The organism is Aureimonas sp. AU40 (assembly GCF_001463785.1).
Classification (GTDB): Bacteria; Pseudomonadota; Alphaproteobacteria; order Rhizobiales; family Rhizobiaceae; genus Aureimonas.
Genome location: NZ_BBWL01000051.1, coordinates 15,572 through 36,930, shown reverse-complemented (window position 1 = coordinate 36,930; position 21,359 = coordinate 15,572). Strand labels below are relative to the sequence as shown.

18 protein-coding genes are annotated in these 21,359 nt (G+C 67.5%); 7 read left to right on the top strand and 11 right to left on the bottom strand.

Annotation, left to right across the window (positions count from 1 at the left end; translation table 11 throughout):
* Window positions 1-7 precede the first annotated feature (7 nt).
* Together cydX and hemN are read left to right on the top strand one after the other, a co-directional pair.
* A complete protein-coding gene (cydX, locus tag AUL32_RS19300) occupies window positions 8-160 on the top strand; it encodes a cytochrome bd-I oxidase subunit CydX (RefSeq protein ID WP_061978144.1) in 153 nt (50 codons plus the stop codon).
* The gene (hemN, locus tag AUL32_RS19295) at window positions 157-1,482 is read left to right on the top strand and encodes an oxygen-independent coproporphyrinogen III oxidase (RefSeq protein ID WP_062118630.1); all 1,326 of its coding nucleotides are present in this window, start codon (window positions 157-159) and stop codon (window positions 1,480-1,482) included. Before cydX ends, hemN begins: the two co-directional genes overlap by 4 nt.
* A gap of 27 nt (window positions 1,483-1,509) precedes the next feature.
* Here hemN and AUL32_RS19290 read toward each other — a convergent pair whose 3' ends face one another.
* Window positions 1,510-2,553, bottom strand: a complete 1,044-nt coding sequence (locus tag AUL32_RS19290; protein WP_062118628.1) for a class I SAM-dependent methyltransferase — start codon at window positions 2,551-2,553, stop codon at window positions 1,510-1,512.
* Between the two features lie 656 nt (window positions 2,554-3,209).
* On the opposite strand from AUL32_RS19290, the gene AUL32_RS19285 reads away from it, so the two are divergent.
* The gene (locus AUL32_RS19285) at window positions 3,210-4,205 is read left to right on the top strand and encodes an MBL fold metallo-hydrolase (RefSeq protein ID WP_062118626.1); all 996 of its coding nucleotides are present in this window, start codon (window positions 3,210-3,212) and stop codon (window positions 4,203-4,205) included.
* Between the two features lie 10 nt (window positions 4,206-4,215).
* On the opposite strand, the gene AUL32_RS19280 is transcribed toward AUL32_RS19285, so the two are convergent.
* From AUL32_RS19280 to AUL32_RS19235, 10 genes are all read right to left on the bottom strand, one after another.
* A complete protein-coding gene (locus tag AUL32_RS19280; RefSeq protein ID WP_082659849.1) occupies window positions 4,216-5,319 on the bottom strand; it encodes a L,D-transpeptidase family protein in 1,104 nt (367 codons plus the stop codon).
* Window positions 5,320-5,437: 118 nt separating this feature from the next.
* Complete coding sequence (locus AUL32_RS19275; protein WP_062118624.1) at window positions 5,438-6,352, bottom strand: sugar phosphate isomerase/epimerase family protein; 915 nt, start codon at window positions 6,350-6,352, stop codon at window positions 5,438-5,440.
* 22 nt (window positions 6,353-6,374) lie between these two features.
* Window positions 6,375-8,231, bottom strand: coding sequence for a 3D-(3,5/4)-trihydroxycyclohexane-1,2-dione acylhydrolase (decyclizing) (gene iolD / locus AUL32_RS19270; protein WP_062118622.1), 1,857 nt, complete (start codon window positions 8,229-8,231; stop codon window positions 6,375-6,377).
* Between the two features lie 43 nt (window positions 8,232-8,274).
* Window positions 8,275-9,285 (bottom strand): Gfo/Idh/MocA family protein, encoded by a 1,011-nt coding sequence (locus tag AUL32_RS19265; protein ID WP_062118620.1) that lies wholly within the window; start codon window positions 9,283-9,285, stop codon window positions 8,275-8,277.
* Between the two features lie 46 nt (window positions 9,286-9,331).
* Window positions 9,332-10,456, bottom strand: coding sequence for a Gfo/Idh/MocA family protein (locus AUL32_RS19260; protein WP_062118616.1), 1,125 nt, complete (start codon window positions 10,454-10,456; stop codon window positions 9,332-9,334).
* Entirely contained in the window at window positions 10,453-11,496 is a 1,044-nt protein-coding gene (locus AUL32_RS19255; RefSeq protein WP_062118613.1) for an ABC transporter permease, read from the bottom strand. The genes AUL32_RS19260 and AUL32_RS19255 overlap by 4 nt, the downstream gene beginning before the upstream one ends.
* Window positions 11,497-11,585: 89 nt before the next feature.
* Complete coding sequence (locus AUL32_RS19250; protein ID WP_156421537.1) at window positions 11,586-13,136, bottom strand: sugar ABC transporter ATP-binding protein; 1,551 nt, start codon at window positions 13,134-13,136, stop codon at window positions 11,586-11,588.
* Window positions 13,137-13,198: 62 nt separating this feature from the next.
* A complete protein-coding gene (locus AUL32_RS19245; protein ID WP_062118610.1) occupies window positions 13,199-14,140 on the bottom strand; it encodes a sugar ABC transporter substrate-binding protein in 942 nt (313 codons plus the stop codon).
* 108 nt (window positions 14,141-14,248) lie between these two features.
* On the bottom strand, window positions 14,249-15,172 hold the full coding sequence (locus AUL32_RS19240) for a sugar ABC transporter substrate-binding protein (RefSeq protein ID WP_061978154.1): 924 nt from the start codon (window positions 15,170-15,172) through the stop codon (window positions 14,249-14,251).
* A 99-nt stretch (window positions 15,173-15,271) separates the two neighbouring features.
* Window positions 15,272-16,072 carry a TIM barrel protein gene (locus AUL32_RS19235; protein ID WP_062118792.1) on the bottom strand — a complete coding sequence of 267 codons (801 nt, stop codon included), beginning with the start codon at window positions 16,070-16,072 and terminating at the stop codon, window positions 15,272-15,274.
* 197 nt (window positions 16,073-16,269) lie between these two features.
* Between AUL32_RS19235 and AUL32_RS19230 the strand changes: the two genes are divergently transcribed.
* The 4 genes from AUL32_RS19230 to iolB all read left to right on the top strand — a co-directional run bounded on the left by AUL32_RS19230 (window position 16,270) and on the right by iolB (window position 21,021).
* Window positions 16,270-17,154 (top strand): MurR/RpiR family transcriptional regulator, encoded by an 885-nt coding sequence (locus AUL32_RS19230; RefSeq protein WP_062118608.1) that lies wholly within the window; start codon window positions 16,270-16,272, stop codon window positions 17,152-17,154.
* Between the two features lie 158 nt (window positions 17,155-17,312).
* Window positions 17,313-19,223: a bifunctional 5-dehydro-2-deoxygluconokinase/5-dehydro-2-deoxyphosphogluconate aldolase gene (locus tag AUL32_RS19225; protein WP_156421536.1), complete on the top strand. Its 1,911-nt coding sequence runs from the start codon at window positions 17,313-17,315 to the stop codon at window positions 19,221-19,223.
* 89 nt (window positions 19,224-19,312) lie between these two features.
* Window positions 19,313-20,197, top strand: coding sequence for a myo-inosose-2 dehydratase (gene iolE, locus AUL32_RS19220; protein WP_062118605.1), 885 nt, complete (start codon window positions 19,313-19,315; stop codon window positions 20,195-20,197).
* 11 nt (window positions 20,198-20,208) lie between these two features.
* Window positions 20,209-21,021, top strand: a complete 813-nt coding sequence (iolB, locus tag AUL32_RS19215) for a 5-deoxy-glucuronate isomerase (protein WP_062118602.1) — start codon at window positions 20,209-20,211, stop codon at window positions 21,019-21,021.
* The last annotated feature ends 338 nt before the right edge of the window (window positions 21,022-21,359 follow it).

The window sequence follows — 21,359 nt, the reverse complement described above, 5'->3', positions numbered from 1 at the left end:
ACTTGAGATGTGGTACTTTTCCTGGATTCTCGGCGTCGGTCTCGCCTGCGCCTTCGCCATCCTCAACGCCATGTGGTTCGAGATGCGCGAGGACCGGCGCCTGTCGGCCCTCGCCGGCGATCCCGCCAGCCGGCCCGGCTCCGGGGACCCGGCCCGGTGAGCCCGGCCCGGCGCCTCGCGGCCGCGCGCGTGCCGCGCTACACGTCCTATCCCACCGCGGCGGACTTCACCGCCGCGGTCGGCCCCGTCGATGCGGCGCGCTGGCTCAATGCCATCCCGGCGGGCGAGAGCGTCTCGGCCTATCTCCACGTGCCCTACTGCCGCGAGATCTGCCATTATTGCGGTTGCCACGCCAAGGCGGTGCGGCGCGACGAGGTGGTGGACGCCTTTCGCCTGTCGCTTCAGGCCGAGATCGCGCTGGTCGCCCGGCATCTCGGCAGCCCCGCGCGCCTCGGCCGCATCAGCTGGGGCGGCGGCACGCCGTCCGTCCTCGGCCTCGACGGTCTTGCCGCCGTGCTGGGCGAACTCGCCCGGCACTTCGAGATCGAGCCGGACGGCGAACATGCGATCGAGCTCGACCCGCGCGCCGTGGACCCCGGCTTCGCCGTGGGTCTGGCGGGCCTCGGCGTCACCCGCGCCAGCCTCGGCGTGCAGGACCTCGACCCGCGCGTGCAAACGGCGATCGGCCGCATCCAGCCGCCGGCCCAGGTGGAACGGGCCGCCGAGGCGCTGCGCGCGGCCGGCATTTCGCGGCTCAACTTCGATCTGGTCTACGGCCTGCCGCACCAGAGCGAGGTGAGCCTCGGCGAGACGCTGGCCATGGTTCTTGCCATGGCGCCCAGCCGCGTCGCCTTCTACGGCTACGCCCATCTGCCGGCCCGCCGCGCCAACCAGCGCCTGATCGACGAGGCGGCGTTGCCAGGGGGCGAGGAGCGGCTGCGCCAAGCCGAGTTCATCGCCCGGTCGCTGGAGGCCGCCGGGTTCGAGCGCGTCGGCATCGATCATTTCGCGCGCGCCGACGACCCGCTGGCTGAGGCCGCGCGCGAGAACCGCCTTCACCGCAACTTCCAGGGGTATACCGACGACCCGCATCCGCTGCTTCTCGGCTTCGGCCCCTCGTCCATCTCCCGCCTGCCCGGCGGCTTCGCGCAGAATGAAAGCGATGTCGGGCGCTGGCGCACAAGCATCGCCGCTGGCACCTTGGCAACGCGGCGCGGCCATGCCGATGGCGGCGACGACCGCGAGCGCGCCGGGATCATCGAACGCCTCATGTGCGCCTTCACCGTCGATCTCGGCGAAACGGCAGGGCGCTTCGGAGACGAACTCGCCCTCCTGCGCCCGCTCGCCGCCGAGGGGCTGGTGGTGCTGGAGCGCGGCCGCGTGACCATGACCCCCGCCGGCAGGCCCTTCGTGCGCCTCGTCGCCGCCGTGTTCGACCGCTTTCGCACGGAGGGCGAAACGGCGTTCAGCGGGTCGGTATGAACGCCGTCCTGTCGGCACGTGCTCAAGTCAGGAGAGCTTGCGGATCAGGCCATAGGCGATCTCGCCATTCTCGCCCGGCACGACGCTGGCCTCCACCGTATTTCGGTCGGTGCTGGCATTGACGATGTCCCACATTTCCTCGTCGGAGCGCAGGAGGAGTTCCCAATTCATGAAGACTTCCATGAACCCGTCGTCCTTGGTGCGGTCCGAGAAATTGGCGAAGAGGAAGCGGCCGCCGGGCTTCAGCATGGCCATGCACCGGCGCGTCAGCTTCACCGCCACCGCGCGGGGCAGGTAGTCATAGAGGCCGGCGGCATAGACGAAGTCGAACGTGCCGAGCCCATAGGCCCCGCGCAGGAGGCCCGCCACCGACCCCTCGACAGGCGCGACAGAGGTGCCGGCATAGTCGGCGGCGATGCCGGCGAGGCTTTCCGGGTCCTGGTCCAGCGCCACCCAACGCCCGATCCGGCCCGACTGGAAGGCGGTCGAAAGCGCGGCCTCGCGCAGATGGCCGGCGGCGATGGTCAGGATCTCCACCTCCCCGGCCTGCTCGGCCGCGAGCGTGTCGACATGGGCGGCCAGAAGGTCTCGGCGCTCGCGAACGGCGGCGGAGGAGGCCGAACGGCGCGTGCATTCGAAGATGGCCGCGCCGGTCGTGCTGGCTTTGGCGATGGCCGCGTCCTGGCTGGCATGGCCGTAGATGAAGTCCAGAAGCTGCGCGTCGCCGGAATAGCCGCGCGGCTTGCGGAAAGACCAGTCCGTGAAGGGATCGAGCCGGAGAAGGTCGGTCAGCGGATGCGCCTGGGCGATCGGCACGATCTTCCGCCAGACGGCGTCGGGATAGGCGCGGCGCAGCGAGTGCAGCTCCAGCGAGAGCCAGTTCAGCACCTGCGACCAGGGCTGCTCCTCGCCGATCTTTCCCAGGGCGATCGAAAAGGTGAGGCGAAGCTGGTCGCGCGCACGCAGGACCCACCGCTCGTCGGTGGGCGTGTCGAACCCGCCGTGATGGTCGCGCAGCTGCGCCGGCGTCACGAGGCTTTGATTGTCGAGGATAACGGAGGACGAACTCACGGGAGGCTCCAGCGGTTAACACTTCGCTAACCTTAGCGTGCTCCCTTGTCAGATTTTACCTGACATTCACCCGTTTGGGTGATTTTTTAAGAAATGGTTAACTACTCGGCGCGAACGTGCGGAGTGGATGCTTGCGGACGCCCTACGACTGCTTGCCGAATGTCACGGCTTGCTTCGATCGTTCTTACGTTACGGCAAGTGTTGTTTGGCGCGCGACTAGTCGCTGGGCGATTGCAACTCTTCGAAGCGATCCGAGGTGAGAGCGAACACACCGAGCCGATGGATTTTGAGCGCCTGGTTCCAGGTCGTGCCGTCCGACCTTTGACCGGGAATTGTCGGTGGCCTTCCGAGGGCGCTGCGGCAACAGCGCCGTCACCTCATCCACTTAGCTTGGCCTCTACCATGCGAGGTCCCCGGGAACCTGGCTCGTCATCGCAGGAGAGAGCCCCCGCTTACGAAGCGCGCGAGCGCCCCGTCGTCCGCTTCGGGCGCAGCCGGCTGCAGTCCGGCGAAAAAACCGCGGTTTGCACTCGTCAGGCCGACTTGCGTTCTCGCGCCCGCCGTCTAGGCTCGCCGGCATGGATCGAAGACGGGCACTGCAAGTCCTGGGCGTTGGAGCCCTCGCCGCCTTTGTCGGGTTGGGCACGAGGAGCGCCATGGCTGGAAATCGCTACTACACGGGTCCCGTCAGCGATCATTTCGACGGGACGCGCTTCTTCAACCCCGGCGGCATCGAGCCCCGGCCGTTCGCCGACGTCTTGCGCTGGCAGTTCGGCCGGGATCGCGCCCGCTGGCCGAAGGCGGTCCAGAGCCCGTTTCCACAGGCTGTGCCGAAGGCGCGGGTGGAGGATTTGCGGGTCACCATGGTCGGTCACGCGACGCTGCTCGTACAGATCGCGGGTCTCAACATCCTGACCGATCCCGTCTGGTCCGAGCGCGTTTCGCCCTTTTCCTTCATCGGCCCCAAGCGTGTCCTCCCGCCCGGCATCGCCTTCGAGGCCCTGCCGAGAATCGATCTCGTTCTTCTCAGCCACAATCACTACGACCATCTCGACACCGCGACGCTCAAGCGCTTGAAAGCCGCGCATGATCCGCTGGTCGTCACGCCACTCGGCAACGACCGCATCGTGCTAGACGCCGTGCCGGGCATGCGCATCCGCACCGGCGATTGGGGCGACCGGATCGAGACTCCCGGTGCCGTGGTACATGTCGAGCCCGCGCATCACTGGTCGGCGCGCGGCACGCGCGACCGGCGCATGGCCCTTTGGGCGAGCTTCGTGGTGGAGACCGAGGCGGGCCGGATCTACCATGTCGGCGACACCGGCTTTCATCGCGGCATCAACTACCGCGCCGCCGCCGAGAAGCATGGCGGCTTCCGCCTCGCCATCCTGCCGATCGGCGCCTACAAGCCGCGTTGGTTCATGGAGGGCCAGCACCAGGACCCGAACGAAGCCGTCGAGGGCATGGTGCTCGCAAAGGCCGAGTTCGCCGCCGGCCATCACTGGTCGACCTTCCAGCTTACCGACGAGCCGATCGACGAGCCGGGCCGGGTTCTGGCCACGGCCCTGAAGGCAAAGGCAATCGGAGCCGGTCGTTTCCGCCCCATGCTGGCGGGCGAGGTGTGGGACGTTCCCACCCGCCGCCCGACCTGAGCAAAGCCGCCTAGTTCTTGAACTCGACCACCGTTTGCAGCGGCAGGACGAGGCGCGAAAGGGCTTGCGCATCCCAGTTGGTCAGGCGCACGCAGCCGTGGCTGGCGGTCTTGTCGATCTGCGAGGGCTCGGGCGTGCCGTGAATGCCGTAGGTCGGCTTCGACAGGTCGATCCAGACGATGCCGACCGGTCCGTTGGGGCCGGCGGGAAGCGTCAGCTTCTTGCGGTTCTTGCCCTGCTGGAAGTTCTTTGCGGGATTGTATTCGTAGGTCGGCTCGCGCGCGCTGCCCTTCACCTTCATCGTGCCGCTCGGCGAAGGCGTATCCTCGGAGCCGATCGTGGCGGGGTCCACCAGAACGATGCCTCCCTCCTTATCATAGGCGATGAGTTCGCCCTTCGACTTGTCCACGACGATGCGCGCAACCTTCATCTCGGGATCGGCGCCGGGGTCGGTGACGAGGAGCTTGGTGCCGACGCTCGTGAAGTCCGCGCCGGGATTGAGGTCGCGGAGCAGCTTCTCGTCCATGTGGAAGCGTTCTGCCAGCATCTCGGCCGCGTCGCGATAGCCCAGCCAGTCGAGCTTGGCCATCTCGGCATAGTCGCTCGGCATGTCCTTGACGTAGCGCCCGTCCACGTCCTCCCGCGTCAGCTCGTAGGTCTTGACGGCGGGTGCGTCGTCCTTCGACAGCGCTTTCCAAAGCGCTTCGTCCACCTGGCCGTTCCCCTTGAGGTCGTTCATGTCCTCATAGGCGCGGATGGCCTTGTCGGTGTTGCCGCCGGCCCGCCCGTCGATCACGCCGGGCGAGGCATGGGCGCGGTCGAGCAGAACCTGGAGGCGGATCAGGAACGGGTCGGGCAAATCCTTCGGATCGGGGCTCGCGGTCTTGGCGTTCCCGGCAGGCTGCGCGCTCGCGTCCGGCTTGGCCTCCGTTTTTTCAGGTTCGGCAGGCTGAGCTTCCGCCTGTTTCATCGCCTCCTGCCGCCCCTGCCAGTCGGACAGGACGGCCGCGTTCACGGCGCCTTCCGACAGGTCGGGCGGAGCCAGGGGAGCGGCGAAGGCCGCTGCGCTGGACGCCAGGAAAAAAGCCGTCAAGACCGACAAGGACGTCCGCATCGCATTCCCTCCGCAACTGATCGCAGAGGCAACGTGCGAACGCCCCGCCGGGTCCCTGAAGAACCGGCGGGGCGCAGAGAAATTCCGGGTTATCCCCTGTTGCGGAAAGCTGGCCCGCTCAGGCCGCACTCTTGGCGAAATGCTTGTCGACATAGGACTGAATGCGCTCGCGCATGAAGCGCCCCGAGGCGTCGGCGCGCTCCTCCCAGCCGAAGACGCAGGCCGTCACGATCCCGTCGAAACCGACGCCGGCGAGCGAGCCGAAGAAGACGTTCCAGTCGATCTCGCCCTGGCCGATGTCCATGTGCTGGTGGATCGTCACCTTGGCACCCGGCGGGTTGACGATGTAGCGCAGGCCGGACGATGCCTTGTGGTTGTAAGTGTCGGCGACGTGGACATGGGCGATGAGATCGCCGGCCTCGCGGATCATCCGCGCCATGTCGTCGCCGAAATAGAACGTGTGCGGCGCGCAGTAGAGGAACTTGACGTTCTTCGAGCCGATCGTCTTCAGCATGTCGATGGCGGGATGCAGCGTCTCGCACCAGTCTTCGGGGTGCGGCTCCATGTTGAGCTGCACGCCCTCCCGCTCGAAGACCGGGACCAGTTCCTCCATCGAACGCCACCAGGCGGCCTCGGAATGCTCGTGGCTGAAATGGCCGCCGCAGCAGTTGGAGCGGTGCGAGCGATCCGGCGAGGGGCCGCGCCCGAACTCCGAATTCATCGTGTCGCAGCCCATCTCCACCGTGGCGCGGATGGCCTCCTTCCAGTAGCCGACCGCCGCCTGCCGCTCGTCCTCGTGCGGGCTCGCCCAGCGATACATGGGCAGGACCGAGGCGAGCTTCACGCCGTGGTCCGACAGTGCCTTTTTGAACTCCGCCACCCGCTCCTTGTGGGCGCGCGGGCGCACCCACCAGGGCAGGAAGTCTTCGCGGGGGCTGAGTTCGATATGGTCGTAGCCGAGCTCGGACGTCTTGCGGCAGAGCTCGGGCAGCGACAGGTGCCGATGCATGTAAGGGTCGAGCGCGATCTTCATCGGTTCTGCCTTCCGCTTGCGGTCAGTTGAGCGCGCGCTGGAAGGCGCGGTTCGCCTCGTATTTCGCGCGCGCGGGGCCGATCTCGGCGCGGGTCGAGACCTCGGGCACCGCCACGTCCCACCAATGGCCGCCGGCCTCGGTCGTGATCAGCGGATGCGTGTCGATGAGGATGACCGTGGAGCGATCGTTGCCGCGCGTGCGCTCCAGCGCAGCTTCCAGCTCGGCGATCGAGCCCGCCTTCTCGGCCACGGCGCCCATGGCCCGCGCATGGGCGACGAAGTCGATCTCGGGCACCACCTCCTGCCGGCAGTCCTCCAGGAGATTGTTGAAGTTGGCGCCGCCGCATTCCATCTGCAGCCGGTTGATGCAGCCGTAGCCCCGGTTGTCGAGAAGGACGACCGTGATCTTCTGGCCGAGCATGACCGAGGTCGCGAGTTCGGAGTTCAGCATCATGTAGGACCCGTCGCCGACCATGACGATCACGTCCTTGTCGGGCCGCGCCATCTTGGTGCCGAGCCCGCCGGCGATCTCGTAGCCCATGCAGGAGAAGCCGTATTCCATGTGGTAGCCGCCCGGAGCGGTCGGCGCCCAGAGCTTTTCCAACTCGCCCGGAAGGCCGCCTGCGGCGCAGACCACGATCGTGTCCGCCGTGCCGCGCGCCCGCGCCACCGCGCCGATCACCTGCGCGTCGGAGGGAAGCTCGGCATTGGTCGCGGCCAGCGCCTTGCCCGCCGCCTCGAACCAGCGCACACGCTCGTCATGGGCGCGTTGTGCTTGGGCCCCCTCGGCCTTCCAATCGCCCAAGGCTTCGGACAGAAGCTTGAGGCCGACCTTGGCGTCCGCCACCAGCGGCACGCCGCCGTGCTTCACCGCGTCGTAGGGCGCGACGTTGAGCCCGACGATGGCGAGCTCTTCGGCGCGGAACAGCGCCCAGGAGCCGGTGGTGAAATCCTGCAGCCGCGTGCCGACCGCCAGCACCAGATCGGCGTCCGCCGCCAGCGCGTTGGCCGCCGAAGTGCCGGTGACGCCGACCGCGCCGAGCGCCAGGTCGTGCGTCTCGTCGATCGCCGACTTGCCGGCCTGCGTCACCGCGACGGGCACGCCATGCGTCTCGGCAAAGCTCAGGAGCTCGCGCGTCGCCTCGGAATAAAGGACGCCGCCGCCGGCGATGATCATCGGCTTCTTCGCCGCGCGGATCAGCGACACGGCGTGCGCCAGCTCGTCCTCGTCCGGCCGGGGCCGGCGGGTGTTCCAGACCTTCTCGGCAAACAGCGCGGCGGGAAAGTCGTAGGCCTCGGCCTGCACGTCCTGGCAGAGCGAGAGCGTGACCGGGCCGCAATCCACGGGATCGGTCAGCACCTGCATGGCGCGGCCGAGCGCGGGGATCAGCTGTTCGGGCCGCTGGATGCGGTCGAAATATTTCGACACCGGGCGGAAGCAGTCGGAGGCCGAGACCGTGCCGTCGCCGAAATCCTCGACCTGCTGCAGAACGGGGTCGGGTAGGCGGTTGGCGAAGACGTCGCCGGGCAGGAACAGGACCGGCAGGCGGTTCACATGCGCGACGCCCGCCGCCGTGATGAGATTGAGCGCGCCCGGCCCGATCGAGGTCGTGCAGGCCATGAAGCGGCGGCGGAAGCTTGCCTTGGCGAAGGCGATGGCGGCATGCGCCATGCCCTGCTCGTTGTGCGCGCGATAGGTCGGGAACTCGTCCTTCACGCCGTGGAGCGCCTCGCCCATGCCCGCCACGTTGCCATGGCCGAAGATCGCCCAGCAGCCGGCGAAGATGGGAAGCACCTCCCCGTCGATCACCGTCTTCTGCGCCATCATGAAGCGCACCAGCGCCTGCGCCACCGTCAGCCGGATCGTCTTTGACGTCATCGATATGTCTCCTCGGCCATGCCTGCTCTTCACCCCCGCCGCCTCAGCGGTAGAAGTCCGGCCTGGCGTCCGTGTTGATGGCAACGATCTGGCCCGTGCGCTTGGCCTCGACGCAGGCGTCCGAGGTGACGGCGGCGAAATAGCCGTCCCACGCGGTCGGTCCGGTCACCTTGCCCTGGAGCGTCGCCTGCACCCATTCCTGCAACTCGACATCGTAGGAGTCGATGAAGCGCAGCTTCCAGTCCATCATGATGGACTGGCCGGCCATCTGATTCTTGCGCATCGGCACGGTCGCGGGCTCGGGCAGGTTGGCCGTGCCGTCCTCGCCGACGATCTGGCACTGGATGTCGTAGCCGAACTGGCAGTTCACGAAGATCTCGGTGTCGATCACGACGCCGGACTTGGTCTTGAGAACGACGATATAGGGGTCGTCCAGCCCGTTCAGCGCATGGCGCGAGCGCTTGCCCTGGATGACCTGGGCCGAGACGTAGTCGTCGTCCACCAGCCAGCGCAACACGTCGATCTCGTGGATGAACGTGTCGGTGATGCCCATGTCGCCGACATAATGGGCGGGAACGGACGGGTTGCGATGGGCGCAGTGGAGCATCAGCGGATCGCCGATCTGGCCCGAGGTGACGACCTCCTTCAGGAGGCGATAGCCCGCGTCGTAGCGGCGCATGAAGCCGACCTGCACGAGGTGGCGGCCGCTGGCGATCTCGGCCTCGACGATGCGAAGGCACGCCTCGGCCGTGGTCGCCAGCGGCTTCTCGCAGAAGACCGGCTTGCCGGCCTCGATCGCCGCCAGCACGAATTCCTCGTGGCTCGGCCCCCAGGAGGTGACGAGAACGGCGTCGACATCGGGCGAGTTGACGAGGTCCTGACCCGTGGCATGGACCTTGGCCGAGGGGCAGAGCCGTGCGGCGACCGCCTGGGCGTTCTCGGAATTGATGTCGTTGACGGCGACGACGCTGGAGCCCGCGAGCTTGCCGTTGAGGCGCGCGATATGCTCCTGCCCGATCGCGCCCGTGCCGATCACACCGATCTTCAAACTCATGGAAGGTCTTTCGTCTGTCTGGAAACTGTTGTGGATGGGTCGAGAACTAGTGACCGGCCGGGGCGGCGACGTCCACCCAGGCGCGCGTCTCGTGCGAGCGCGCCATGGCGTGGACGGTCTCCTCGATGGCGAAGCCCGTCTCGAAGGACACGAGGCGCGCCGGTTGCCCGGCAATGGCGGCCAGCAGCTCGCGCGCTTCGATCACCTTCAGGTCGTTGAAGCCGAGTCCGTGGCCGGGGGCCGGCACGAAAGCGCCGTAGGGCGCATGAACGGGGCCGGTGAGGATCGTGCGGAAGCCCTGGGTCCGCTCGTCGCCCTCGCGGGTGAAAAGCTGGAACTCGTTCATGCGCTCCTGGTCGTAGGCAATCGTGCCCTGCGAGCCGAAAACCTGCACCGCGATCCGCCCCTTGCGGCCCCAGGCCGCCCGGTTGGCCACCAGCAGGCCGGAGGCGCCGTTGGCAAGGCGTAGGAGCGAGGTCGCGATCTCGTGCGTCTCGACCGGACGTCCCTCGCGGGCGGCATAGGGCTTGGCCTGATCGGTCATGACGCTCGCCACCGGACCGGCGAGGCGCCAGAGCAGAGAAAGCGGATGCACGGCGAAGTCGTCCAGCGCTCCATAGCCGGAGCCCGCCCCGTTCTTGAAGGCGAAGGGCGCGTCCGGGTCGGCCATGAAGTCCTCGTCCATCTCGAGGCGCACATGGTTGATCGTGCCGATCACGCCGTCTTGGATCAAGGCTTCCATCTGCCGGATGGCGGGGTTCTGGATGTAGTTGTAGCCGAGCGCCGCGACGCGGCCGGACCGGCGCTGCGCCTCCAGCATGGCGCGTGCGTCCTCGCGGCTGGTCGCCATCGGCTTCTCGCACCAGACATGCTTACCGGCCTCGAAGGCCGCACACGCCATTTCGGCATGGAACGGATTGGGCGCGGCGATGGAGACGACGTCCACCTCCGGGTCCGCCACCAGGGCGCGCCAGTCGCCGCTGGCCTTGGCGAAGCCGAACTCGGCGGCCTTGGTCTGGGCTAGGTCCGCGTTGGCGTCCGCGAGATGAACGAGGCGCGGCCGGAGCGTCTCCCCGAAGGTCGCGGCCACCGCGTTCCAGGCGAGCGCGTGGCATTTGCCCATGAAGCCGGTGCCGATGAGGCCGACGCCGATCGTTGTCTTCAAGCTCATGCCCGGCCCCGCTTGCGTTGGCGATACTGGTCCACCACCACGGCGGCGACGATGATGACGCCCTTCACGATCTCTTGGTAGTAGGCGTCGATGCGAAGGAAGGTGAAGCCCGAGGTCATGACGCCGAGGATGATGACGCCGATCACCGTGCCGGTGATGCGCCCGACGCCGCCGGCGAGCGACGTGCCGCCGATCACCGCTGCGGCGATGGCGTCGAGTTCGTAGGACACGCCCATGCCGGCCTGGCCGGAGACGGCGCGCGCCGAGGTGACGATGCCGGCCAGACCCGCCAGCGTGCCGGCGATGGCATAGACGGTGAGGAGGTGGCGGTTGACGTTGATGCCCGAGACGATGGCCGCCTGCCGGTTGGCGCCGATCGCATAGGTGAACTTGCCGTAGCGGGTGTAGCGCAGCGCGATGTGGAAGATCAGCGCGACCACGAGGAAGATCACCACCGGCATGGCGCCGGCGCCGATCGCGGAATAGCTGTCCGACAGCATGGAGACGGGCTGGCCGCCCGTGTACCACTTGGCCGCGCCGCGCGCCGCCACCATCATGCCGAGCGTGGCAATGAAGGGCGGAATGCCGGTATAGGCGATCAGCGCGCCGTTCACGAGCCCGGCGCCGAGCCCGACGAGAAGACCCGCCACGATCGGCACGATCACCGGAAGGCCGGTCAGCGCAGGGTAGACGGCGCGGGCATAGTCGGGGTTCTGGGCAAGGCTTGCCGCGACCATGGCGGTGAAGGCCACGATCGAGCCAGAGGAGAGGTCGACGCCCGATGTGATGATGACCTGCGTCACGCCGACGGCGATGATGCCGATCACCGAGACCTGCAGGATCATGACCACGAGGCGCTGCGTGTTGCCGAGGAAGCTCTGGCCGATCAGCACCCAGCCCAAAGCCTCGAAGATCAGCGCGATGCCGATCAGCACGAGAAGGATCGAGACTTCGGTCGGCAGCTTGCGGCGTCGCCGCGCGGGCTTGTCCACCGCGGGAGCAGGCGGCACGCCGCCCTGCGTCGCTTCGTTGAGGGTCATCGGTTCTCTCCCGGTTGTCTTGGCGATGCGCGGGTTCCTCGGCTCTCCCGGCCGGGCGTCGCGCCGCCGCTGTTCCTGTGTCGCCCCCGTCAGGAGGAGGCGAGGTCCATGACGCGCTCCTGCGTCGCCTCGGCGCGGTCGAGAATGCCGGTCACGCGCCCGGCATGGACCACCATCACCCGGTCGCTCATGCCCAGCACCTCGGGCAGTTCCGACGAGATCATGAGAACGGCCAGCCCCTCGCCCGCGAGCTTGGAGACGAGGCGGTGGATCTCGGCCTTGGCGCCGACGTCGATGCCGCGCGTCGGCTCGTCCAGAATGAGGATCTTCGGCTTGGTCAGAAGCCAGCGGCCGATCAACACCTTCTGCTGGTTGCCGCCCGACAGGTTGCCGATCCGCTCGTCGAGATCGGGCGTCTTGACGCGCAGCGCCTTCGACATTTCCTCGCAGGTGCGATCCACCTCGCCCTGGCGCACGAAGCCGCCGGCGGTGAAGCGATCCTGGATCACCGCCATCTGCATGTTCTCGGTGATCGAGAGCGGCAGGAAGCAGCCGGTGTCCTTGCGGTCCTCGGTCAGGAAGGCCATGCCATGGCGCATGGCGACGCCGGGATTGGCGACCTCGACCCTTTGGCCGAAGAGCTCGATCGTGCCCGATGTCGCGGGCGTCACGCCGAACAGCGTCTCGGCGATGTTGGAGCGGCCCGAGCCGACGAGGCCGGCGAGCCCCAGGATCTCGCCCGCACGCAGGTCGAAGGACACGTCTTGGAAGACGCGCCCCAGCGAGAGATTGCGCACCGACAGAACGGTCTCGCCGATCTCGGCTTCTTCCTTCGGGAACATCTGCGTCAGCTCGCGGCCCACCATCATGCGGATGATGTCGTCGCGGGTGACGGTCTTGGCGTCCTCGGTGCCGATATATTTGCCGTCGCGGAAGATCGAGACCTCGTCGGCGATCTCGGCCAGCTCGTCCATCTTATGGGTGATGTAGACGATGCCCTTGCCCTGTTCGCGAAGCTGCCGGACGATGCGGAACAGGTGCTCCACCTCGCGATCGGTCAGCGCCGAGGTCGGCTCGTCCATGATCAGAACGTCCGATTGGTAGGACACGGCTTTCGCGATCTCCACCATCTGCCGGCTGGCGATCGAGAGCGTCTGCGTCTCGGCCTCGGGGTCGAGGTCGATCGAAAGGTCGGCGAACAGCTTCTCCGTGCGCCGGCGCAACTCGCCATGGTCCACGAAGCCGAAGCGGTTCAGCGGCTCGCGCCGGATCCAGATATTCTCGGCCACCGTCATGAAGGGCATCAGGTTCAGTTCCTGATGGATCATGGCGATGCCGTTTTCCAGCGCGTCGAGCGGGCCCTTCAGCCGGATCTCCTGGCCACGCAGGCGCACCCCGCCGCCGTCCGGCGTGTAGATGCCGGCGATGATCTTCATGAGCGTCGACTTGCCGGCGCCGTTCTCGCCCATCAGGGCATGGACGGTGCCGCGCCGGACCCGAAACTGGACGTTGTCGAGGGCGACGACGCCGGGAAAGACCTTGCGGACCCCGTCCACCTCCAGAAGGTAGTCCGAGCCGGGCACCGCGCCGCTTTCGCGCACCGCGCGCATGGTCGTCGGACTGATCGTGTGAGCCGCCATCTCTCGGTGCCTCCCGCAAGGATCGTGAAAGCGGCGGGCCCGGCCCGCCGCCGCATGCGTCGTCATTGGGCCTTGGCGTATTTTCCCATCGTCTCGGGCGTCACGAGTTCGAACGGCACCCAGATCTTGCGCTCGGTGGCCTCGCCCTTGGCGAGCTTCGCGGCCGCATCCACCGAGGCCGCGCCTTGCGCGGTGGCGTTCTGGAAGACGGTGATGTCGAGATCGCCGGCCTTCATCGCGGCGAGCCCGTCGGGCGTCGCGTCGATGCCGGCCACGACCACGGTTTTGGGATCGCGCCCGACCGCCTTGATGGCCTGGATCGCGCCGATCGCCATCTCGTCATTGTTGGCGATCACGGCATCGAACTCGGCCGAGGACGACAGCCAATTGGTCATGATGTTCTGGGCTTCGATCCGGTCCCAGCCGGCGGCCTGGCGATCGACGATCGAAATGCTCTTGCACGCCGGCGTCGCAAGGACATCCTCGATGTCCTGCGTGCGCACGATCGAGGAATGGTTGTTGAGCGGCCCCATCAGCACATAGGCCGCGCCCTTGCCACCGAGCAGCCGGCAGACTTCCTGCGTCTGCATCGTGCCGGACTGCTTCTCGTCGGAGCCGACGAAGGCGGTCTTTTCCGGCAGGGTTTCCAGATCGGCCGGCGGGTGGACGGAGTAGACGATCGGTATCTTGGCCTCGGTCGCGAGCTTGGTCATGGCCGGGGTGCCGTCGCCGTCCACCGCCGTCACCACGATGGCGTCGACGCCGGCGGCGATGAAGTTGCGAACCTGATCGAGCTGGCGCTGCGGGTCGTTCTGCGCGTCCTCGACCTGGAGCGTGAGGCCGGACATCGCCTTGGCGCGGCCCTCCATGCCCTGGCGCAGGATGGTGAGAAACACCGAATCCGCCCGCGCCAGCGTGACGCCAATCGTCTCGGCCAGCGTGGGCGCCGTGGTGGAGGCGAGAAGCGCCGCGACCAGTGCGGCACCGAGAAGCTTCGTCTTCATGGAACGTGTCCTGTCGCGGGTGGAGCGGAGGCCGGGGCGCCGCGTCGTGGCGACGCCCCGGTCGTTCAGGTCAGAACCCTTAAGGCCTCAGCCGTCGAGGGCGGGCCGTCAGTTCTTGGCGGCGTAGGTCGCCATGTTGGCGGGAGTGACGAGCTCGAAGGGCACGTCCACCACCTTCTCCACCTTCTCGCCCTTGATGAGCTTTTCCACCGTGTCGATCGCGCCGGCGCCCTGGCCGGCGGCGTTCTGGAAGACGGTGACCTTGAGGTCGCCCGCCTTCATGGCGGCGAGACCGTCCTGCGTGGCGTCGACGCCCGCGACGATCACGTCCTTCATGCCGGCAGCCTTCAGCGCCTGGATCGCGCCGATCGCCATCTCGTCGTTGTTGGACACGACGGCGGCAGGCTTCAGCCCGGCGGAGATCCAGTTGGTCATCAGGTCGGTCGCCTGGGTGCGCTGCCAGTTGGCGGTCTGCTTGTCGAGGATCTTGATGCCGGTGCAGGGCTCCTTGGCGATCACGTCCTCGACGTCCTGCGTGCGCTGGCGGGCGGCCTGGTTGGAGAGCTCGCCCATCATCACCACGATGTCGCCCTTGCCGCCCATGAGCTTGCAGACTTCCTGCATCTCCAGCGTGCCCGACTTCTTCTCGTCCGAACCCACGAAGGCGGTCTTGGCGGGAAGCTTCTCGACATCGGCCGGCTGGCGGTTGACGTAGACGAGCGGAATGCCGGCATCGTTGGCGAGCTTGGTCATCTGCGCCGTCGCGTCGGTGTCGACGGGGTTCACGATGATCCCGTCCACCTTCTGGGCGATGAAGTTCTGGATCTGGTTGAGCTGCTTGCCGATGTCGTTGGTGGCGTCCTCGACCTGGAGGGTCATGCCCTCCTTCTTCTTGGCCGCGTCCTGCATGCCGTTGCGCAGGACGGTCAGGAAGTTGTCGTCGAACAGGGCCATGGACACGCCGATATTGGCGGCCTGGGCCGAGGCCATCATGGCGACCGACGCGGCGAGCGTGAGCAGAATGCGGTTCATCAGGCACTTCCTCCCATGTTCGGGCTGTCCGTCTTTTGCGGCGCCCGATGTTTCCTTAACCCCCGCCGCCGGCCTCCCCGCCGACGACCGATTCATGACTCAGGCGGCCTGCGCCTTGAGCCCGTCCGCCACGAAGGCGATGCTGGCGCCAAGATCGCCCGCGATGTCCGCGCTGCCTGCGACCTCGGCCGCGAAGGGCTCGAAGGACGCCGGGCCGCGATAGCCCCCCTTCGCCAGCGCGCGCAGCTGTCCCAGATTGTCGATGAGATCGCCCGGGCCGACGAGGACACGGTGCGGATCGCGCATCGCCTCGCGCGGCACGGCTTTGTCCTCCACGCCCGAAATGTGGACGAGGCCGGTGCGCTCGGGAAACAGCGCCGTCTCCCCGGCGACGAAATGGTGGAACGTGTCGTGCACGAGCTTGAAGCGCTCGCCCTGCCCGACCGCGTCGATGGCGGCGACCGCCTCGCTCTTCAGGCGCAGCGAGCATTCCGCAAAGCCGAGCGGCTCGACAAGGCCGATCAGACCAACGTCGGCCAGGATCGGCGCCAAGCCGCTCAAAGCCTCGCGCAGCGCGGCGAGCCGCGTCGCGTCGTCGCTCCAGAAGCCCTCTTCGTTCACCGGGCAGAGAACCAGCGCCTCCGCCCCGGCGGCTGACGCCTCTGCGGCAAGAGACTTGGCTTCCTCGGCGCGGACCGGGGTCCATTCGTTGAAGCGCTGAAGGGCGTTGACCGACAGGATGCGTAGCCCCTTGGCGGATGCGAGGGCGCCGACCTCGTGGCCCGGCGTGCCATCAGCCAGCGCGACGCCGGCCAAGTCGTTGCGGATCTCCACCGCCGTCAGGCCGAGACGCTGCGCCAGTTCGAAGAAGGCTTCGACGCCCAAACCGGGCGCGACCATATGATTGACAGCGAATTCCAAGACCCGAAACCTCCCCGCCTCGCCCTTCACCCCGACCCCATCCCGGCCAAAAGCGAATTTGGAATGTGTATGCCCTTTTATACCAATATGGAAATTTGTATTCTGCGTGCGGGAAGCGTGTCAAGCGGCAGGGAGTGCGCTTTCTGTGCAATCGGCAAAATGGGGAGCGGACGGCAATGACGGTGAGCGACGAACAGGTTCGAGCCGATCCGGCCAGCGCGCCGGAAAACTTCGCCGCCTTGCGCGAGCGCTTGGCGAGCGGCGCGGTGAAGCTGCCCAAGCGGCTGAAGCAGGTCGCTTCCTTCGCCCTCGCCCAGCCCGACGAGATCGCGCTCGGCACGGTGACGAGCATCGCCGACAAGGCGGGGGTGCAGCCCTCGACCCTCATCCGCTTCAGCCAAGCGCTGGGCTTCGCCGGCTTTTCCGATCTCCAGGCGCTGTTTCGCGAGCGGCTGCGCAACCAGGTCTCGAACTATGACGAGCGGCTTCTGTCGCTGCGCCAGCGTAATGGCGACGCCTCCCGTTCGGCCGCCCTGTTCGACGGGTTCTGCGAAGCCTCGACGCGCTCGATCTCTGGGATGCACGATCGGCTCGACGTCGCCGCCATGGACGAGGCGATTCGCATCCTGGCCGAGGCCGAGACGATCTATCTCATCGCGCAGCGGCGCTCCTTTCCCGTCACCGCCTATGTCAGCTACGCGCTGGGCAAGCTCGGCATCCGCAATGTCCTGATCGGCTCGGCGGTCGGCACCGATGCCGAGACGGCGTCCTTCGCGACGGCTCGCGACGCGGCGATCGCCATCTCCTTCACGCCCTATGCCTCGTCCACCGTCGCCTACGCCCGTCAGGTGGCGGAACAGGGCGCGCCGCTCGTCGTCATCACCGACAGCCCGTTCAGCCCACTCGTTTCCGAAGGCCATCTCTGGTTCGAGGTGGTGGAGGCGGATTTCCAGGGGTTCCGCTCTCTCGCCGCCAGTCTGGCGCTCGCCATGACGCTGGTCGTCGGCGTGGCCGAGCGTCGCCGCGCCGGCGGCCCGCGCCCGGCGATGGAGGGCATGTGAGTCTTCTCATAAAATTTGGAATTGAAATTCCATATTGACGATATTGTTGCCTCATGCTTCATCTTGACGCGATGGGAACGCGGCCCGCCGCCCCTCGCCCCGGCCTCGCCGGGCGGGGCATGGCGGGTTCGACGGCACGAGGCATAAGGGAGAGGCTCATGGCCAAGGCGCTCGATGTGGTCACGATCGGCCGCTGTTCGGTGGATCTCTACGGCCAGCAGATCGGCTCGCGCCTGGAGGACATCGCCTCCTTCGCCAAGTCGGTCGGCGGCTGCCCCGCCAATATCGCCGTCGGCACGGCGCGGCTCGGCCTGAAGTCGGCGCTGCTCACGCGCGTCGGCGCCGAGCAGATGGGCGGCTTCGTGCGCGAGCAGCTGGCGCGCGAGGGCGTCGAGACGGCGGGCGTCGCGGTGGACCCCGAGCGCCTGACGGCGCTGGTGCTGCTCGCCGTCGAGGACGAGGGCGTCTCCCCCATGATCTTCTACCGCTCCGACTGCGCCGACATGGCTTTGTGCGAGGACGACGTTTCCGAGCCGCTGATCGCCTCGGCCGCCTCGATCGTCGTCACCGGCACCCATTTCTCCAAGCCCAACACGGAAGCCGCGCAGCTGAAGGCCATCCGCATCGCCAAGGCGAACGGCGGCAAGGTCGTGTTCGACGTGGACTACCGGCCCAATCTCTGGGGCCTCGCCGGCCATGCCGCCGGCTTCGAGCGATATGTCGCCTCGGACTTCGTGTCGGCCAAGATGCAGGCCATCCTGCCCGATTGCGACCTCGTGGTCGGCACCGAGGAGGAGGTGATGATCGCCGGCGGCGTCGGCGATCCGCTGGCCGCCCTCCAGGCGATCCGCGCCGTGTCCTCGGCGACGCTGGTTCTGAAGCGCGGCGCCATGGGCTGCATCGTCTTCGAGGGGCCGATCGCCTCGCTGGAGGACGGCGTCGCCGGGCGCGGCTTCCCGATCGAGGTGTTCAACGTTCTGGGCGCGGGCGACGCTTTCATGTCCGGCCTGCTCGCCGGCTGGCTGCGCGGCAAGTCGGCGGCGGAATGCGCCACCATGGCCAATGCCTGCGGCGCGTTCGCCGTGTCGCGCCTTCTCTGCTCGCCGGAATATCCGACTTCGGACGAGCTCGACGCCTTTCTCGCCAAGAGCCGCATCGAGCGCCGCCTGCGCAAGGACGAGGGGCTGAACCACATCCACTGGGCGACGACGCGCCGTCCGGGGCCGGAGCGTCTCATGGCGCTCGCCTGCGACCACCGCATGCAGCTGGAGGACATGGCGGACGCCGCCGGCGCCCCGCGCGAGCGGATCGAGGATTTCAAGGTGCTGACCGTCGAGGCCGCCTCGCGCGTGGCCGGCGACGAGCCGGGCTTCGGCATGCTGCTCGACGGAATCTACGGCCAGAAGGCGCTTTACCGCGCGGCGGCCAAGGGCTTCTGGATCGGGCGTCCGGTGGAGAAGCCAGGCTCGCGCCCGCTCGAATTCGACCATATGGCCGATCTCGGCAGCCATCTGACGGAATGGCCGGTCGATCAGGTCATCAAGTGCCTCTGCTTCTACCACCCGGACGACCCGGCCGAGTTGAAGAGCCGGCAGGACCGCGAGCTCCTGCGCCTTTGGGACGCCGCGCGCACCGTGGGCCGCGAGCTTCTTGTCGAGATCATCTCCGGCAAGAACGGCGCGCTCGGTGAGACGACGGTGGCCGAAGTGGTCCAGCATGTCTACGATCTCGGCATCAAGCCCGACTGGTGGAAGCTGGAGCCGCAGACATCGACGGCGGCCTGGCGCCGGATCGAATCCACGATCTCTGCCAACGACCGCTATTGCCGGGGCATCGTCCTGCTCGGACTCGACGCGCCGGAGGCCGAGTTGCGGGATGCCTTCGCGGCCGTGGCCGATGTCGGCATGGTCAAGGGCTTCGCGGTCGGGCGCACGATCTTCGCCAACGCCGCCCGGCGCTGGCTGCGCGGCGAGATCGACGACGAGGCCGCCATCGTCGATATGGCCAAGCGCTTCGGCGCCCTGGTCGCCGCCTGGCGCGGCGCCGCGCGGCGCACCGAAGCCGCCTGAGACGTCTGTCTCGGCAGGCCGCCCGGGCGGCCGGAACTGGAATGAAACGATCGGGCCGCGACAGGGCGCCCGACGCTCAAGGAGGAAGCATGATCCGTATCGGCGCGAACCCGATCTGCTGGAGCAATGACGATCGGCAGGACATCGGCGGCCATATCAGCCTGGAGCAGTGCCTCGGCGAGGCGAGCGCGATCGGCATCGAGGGCATGGAACTCGGCCACAAGTTTCCGCGCGAGCCCGCCGCGCTGAAAGCCAAGCTCGCCGAATACGGCATGGATTTCGTGGGCGGCTGGTACTCGACCTTCCTGCTCGACCGCGACGCCGAGGCCGAGTTCGAGGCGGCGCGCGAGCATATCGATCTCGTGAAGGGCGCGGGCACCGATATCTTCATCGTCTGCGAATGCACCCGCACCGTGCATGGCGACGAGACCACGCCCCTTCACGCTCGCCCGGTCCTCAACGAAGAGGAATGGCAGCGCTTCCTGCCGCGCCTCACGCGCTTTGCCGAGCTTCTGAAGGGCGAAGGGCTGCGCATCGCCTATCACCATCACATGGGAACGGTGATTCAGACGGGCGAGGAAATCGACCGGATGATGGCCGGCACCGGCCCGGCCTTCACGCTGCTGCTCGACACCGGCCACGCCACCTGGGGCGGCGCCGATCCCGCCGATCTCGCGCGCCGCTACAAGGACCGCATCGTCCATGTCCATGTGAAGGACGTGCGCCTCGACGTCGCCCGTCAGGCGGCGCAGGAAGACTGGAGTTTCCTGACCTCGGTTCTGGCTGGCGTCTACACCGTGCCGGGCGACGGGTCGGTGGACTATGTATCGGTCTTCACAGCGCTTCCCGACTATTCCGGCTGGGTGGTGATCGAGGCCGAGCAGGACCCCGACAAGGCCCATCCCGCCACCTATGTGAAGATGGGTTACGACAACCTGACCCGTTTCCTGGCCGAATCCGGCCTGAAGCGCTGAAGGAGCGAGCCATGTCCAAGCTTCTGGTCAAACCCTCCGGCACGGCGGGCCGTGTCGTCGACGTCACGCCCGAAAGCGCCGGCTGGACCTATGTCGGCTTCGCGCTCCACAAGCTGAAGCCCGGCGAGAGTGTTTCGGGCGGCGAGGCCGGGCGCGAGAGCTGCCTCGTGCTCGTCTCCGGCAAGGCCGCCATCTCGGCAGGCGAAAGCGATTTTGGCAGCGTCGGTCGTCGCATGTCGCCCTTCGACGGCAAGCCCTCCTCGGTCTATGTGCCCGCCGGTATGGAGTGGCGCGTCACGGCCGAGACCGATCTGGAACTCGCCGTCTGCACCGCCCCCGGCACGGCCGGCGCCCGCCCGCCGCGGCTGATCGGCGAGGACGACAACACGCAGGAGGTGCGCGGGCGCGGCAACAACGTGCGCCACGTCACCAACATCCTGCCCGAAACGGCCGAGGCCGACGGGCTCCTGGTGGTGGAGGTCGTCACGCCCGCCGGCAACACGTCGAGCTATCCCCCGCACAAGCACGATGCCGACGACTTGCCGCGTGAATCCTCGCTGGAGGAGACCTATTACCACCGGCTCAACCCGCCCCAGGGCTTCGCCTTCCAGCGCGTCTACACCGACGCCGATGCGTCCGGCCGGCGCGAGCTGGACGAGGCCATGGCGGTGGAGGATGGCGACGTGACGCTGGTGCCCAAGGGCTATCACCCCTGCGCCACGATCCACGGCTACGACCTCTACTATCTCAACGTCATGGCCGGCCCCAAACGCACCTGGCGCTTCCACAACGCGCCCGAGCACGAGTGGCTGTTGAAGCCCTGAGCCTGCGGCGGAGGGGCGCGATGCGCCTCTCCGCTTTCTTAGTGCTGGTGGCCTTCCGGCGTTCTGCTGCAGAGCGTCTCGGTTGCCGGTAAAACTTCTGCCCTTCCTCGGCGCTCTCTCGCTCCGTGAAGGGGCCGTATTGGAATGTGATGATCCGCCAGCCGGGCTCGCCCCGAACGGCGTCTGCCGCTAAGCCCTTGTGGCGTCGCCCGCCCCGCGATGTCCGCCGGATGCATGGGCTTGCCCCGCCCGCCCGGCTCCCCGTGCAGGCGTTCAAAATCGCTTGACCTCGCCCCGCCGAAGAGAGATGGGTCCTCCGCCCAGCCGTCCATTCTCGA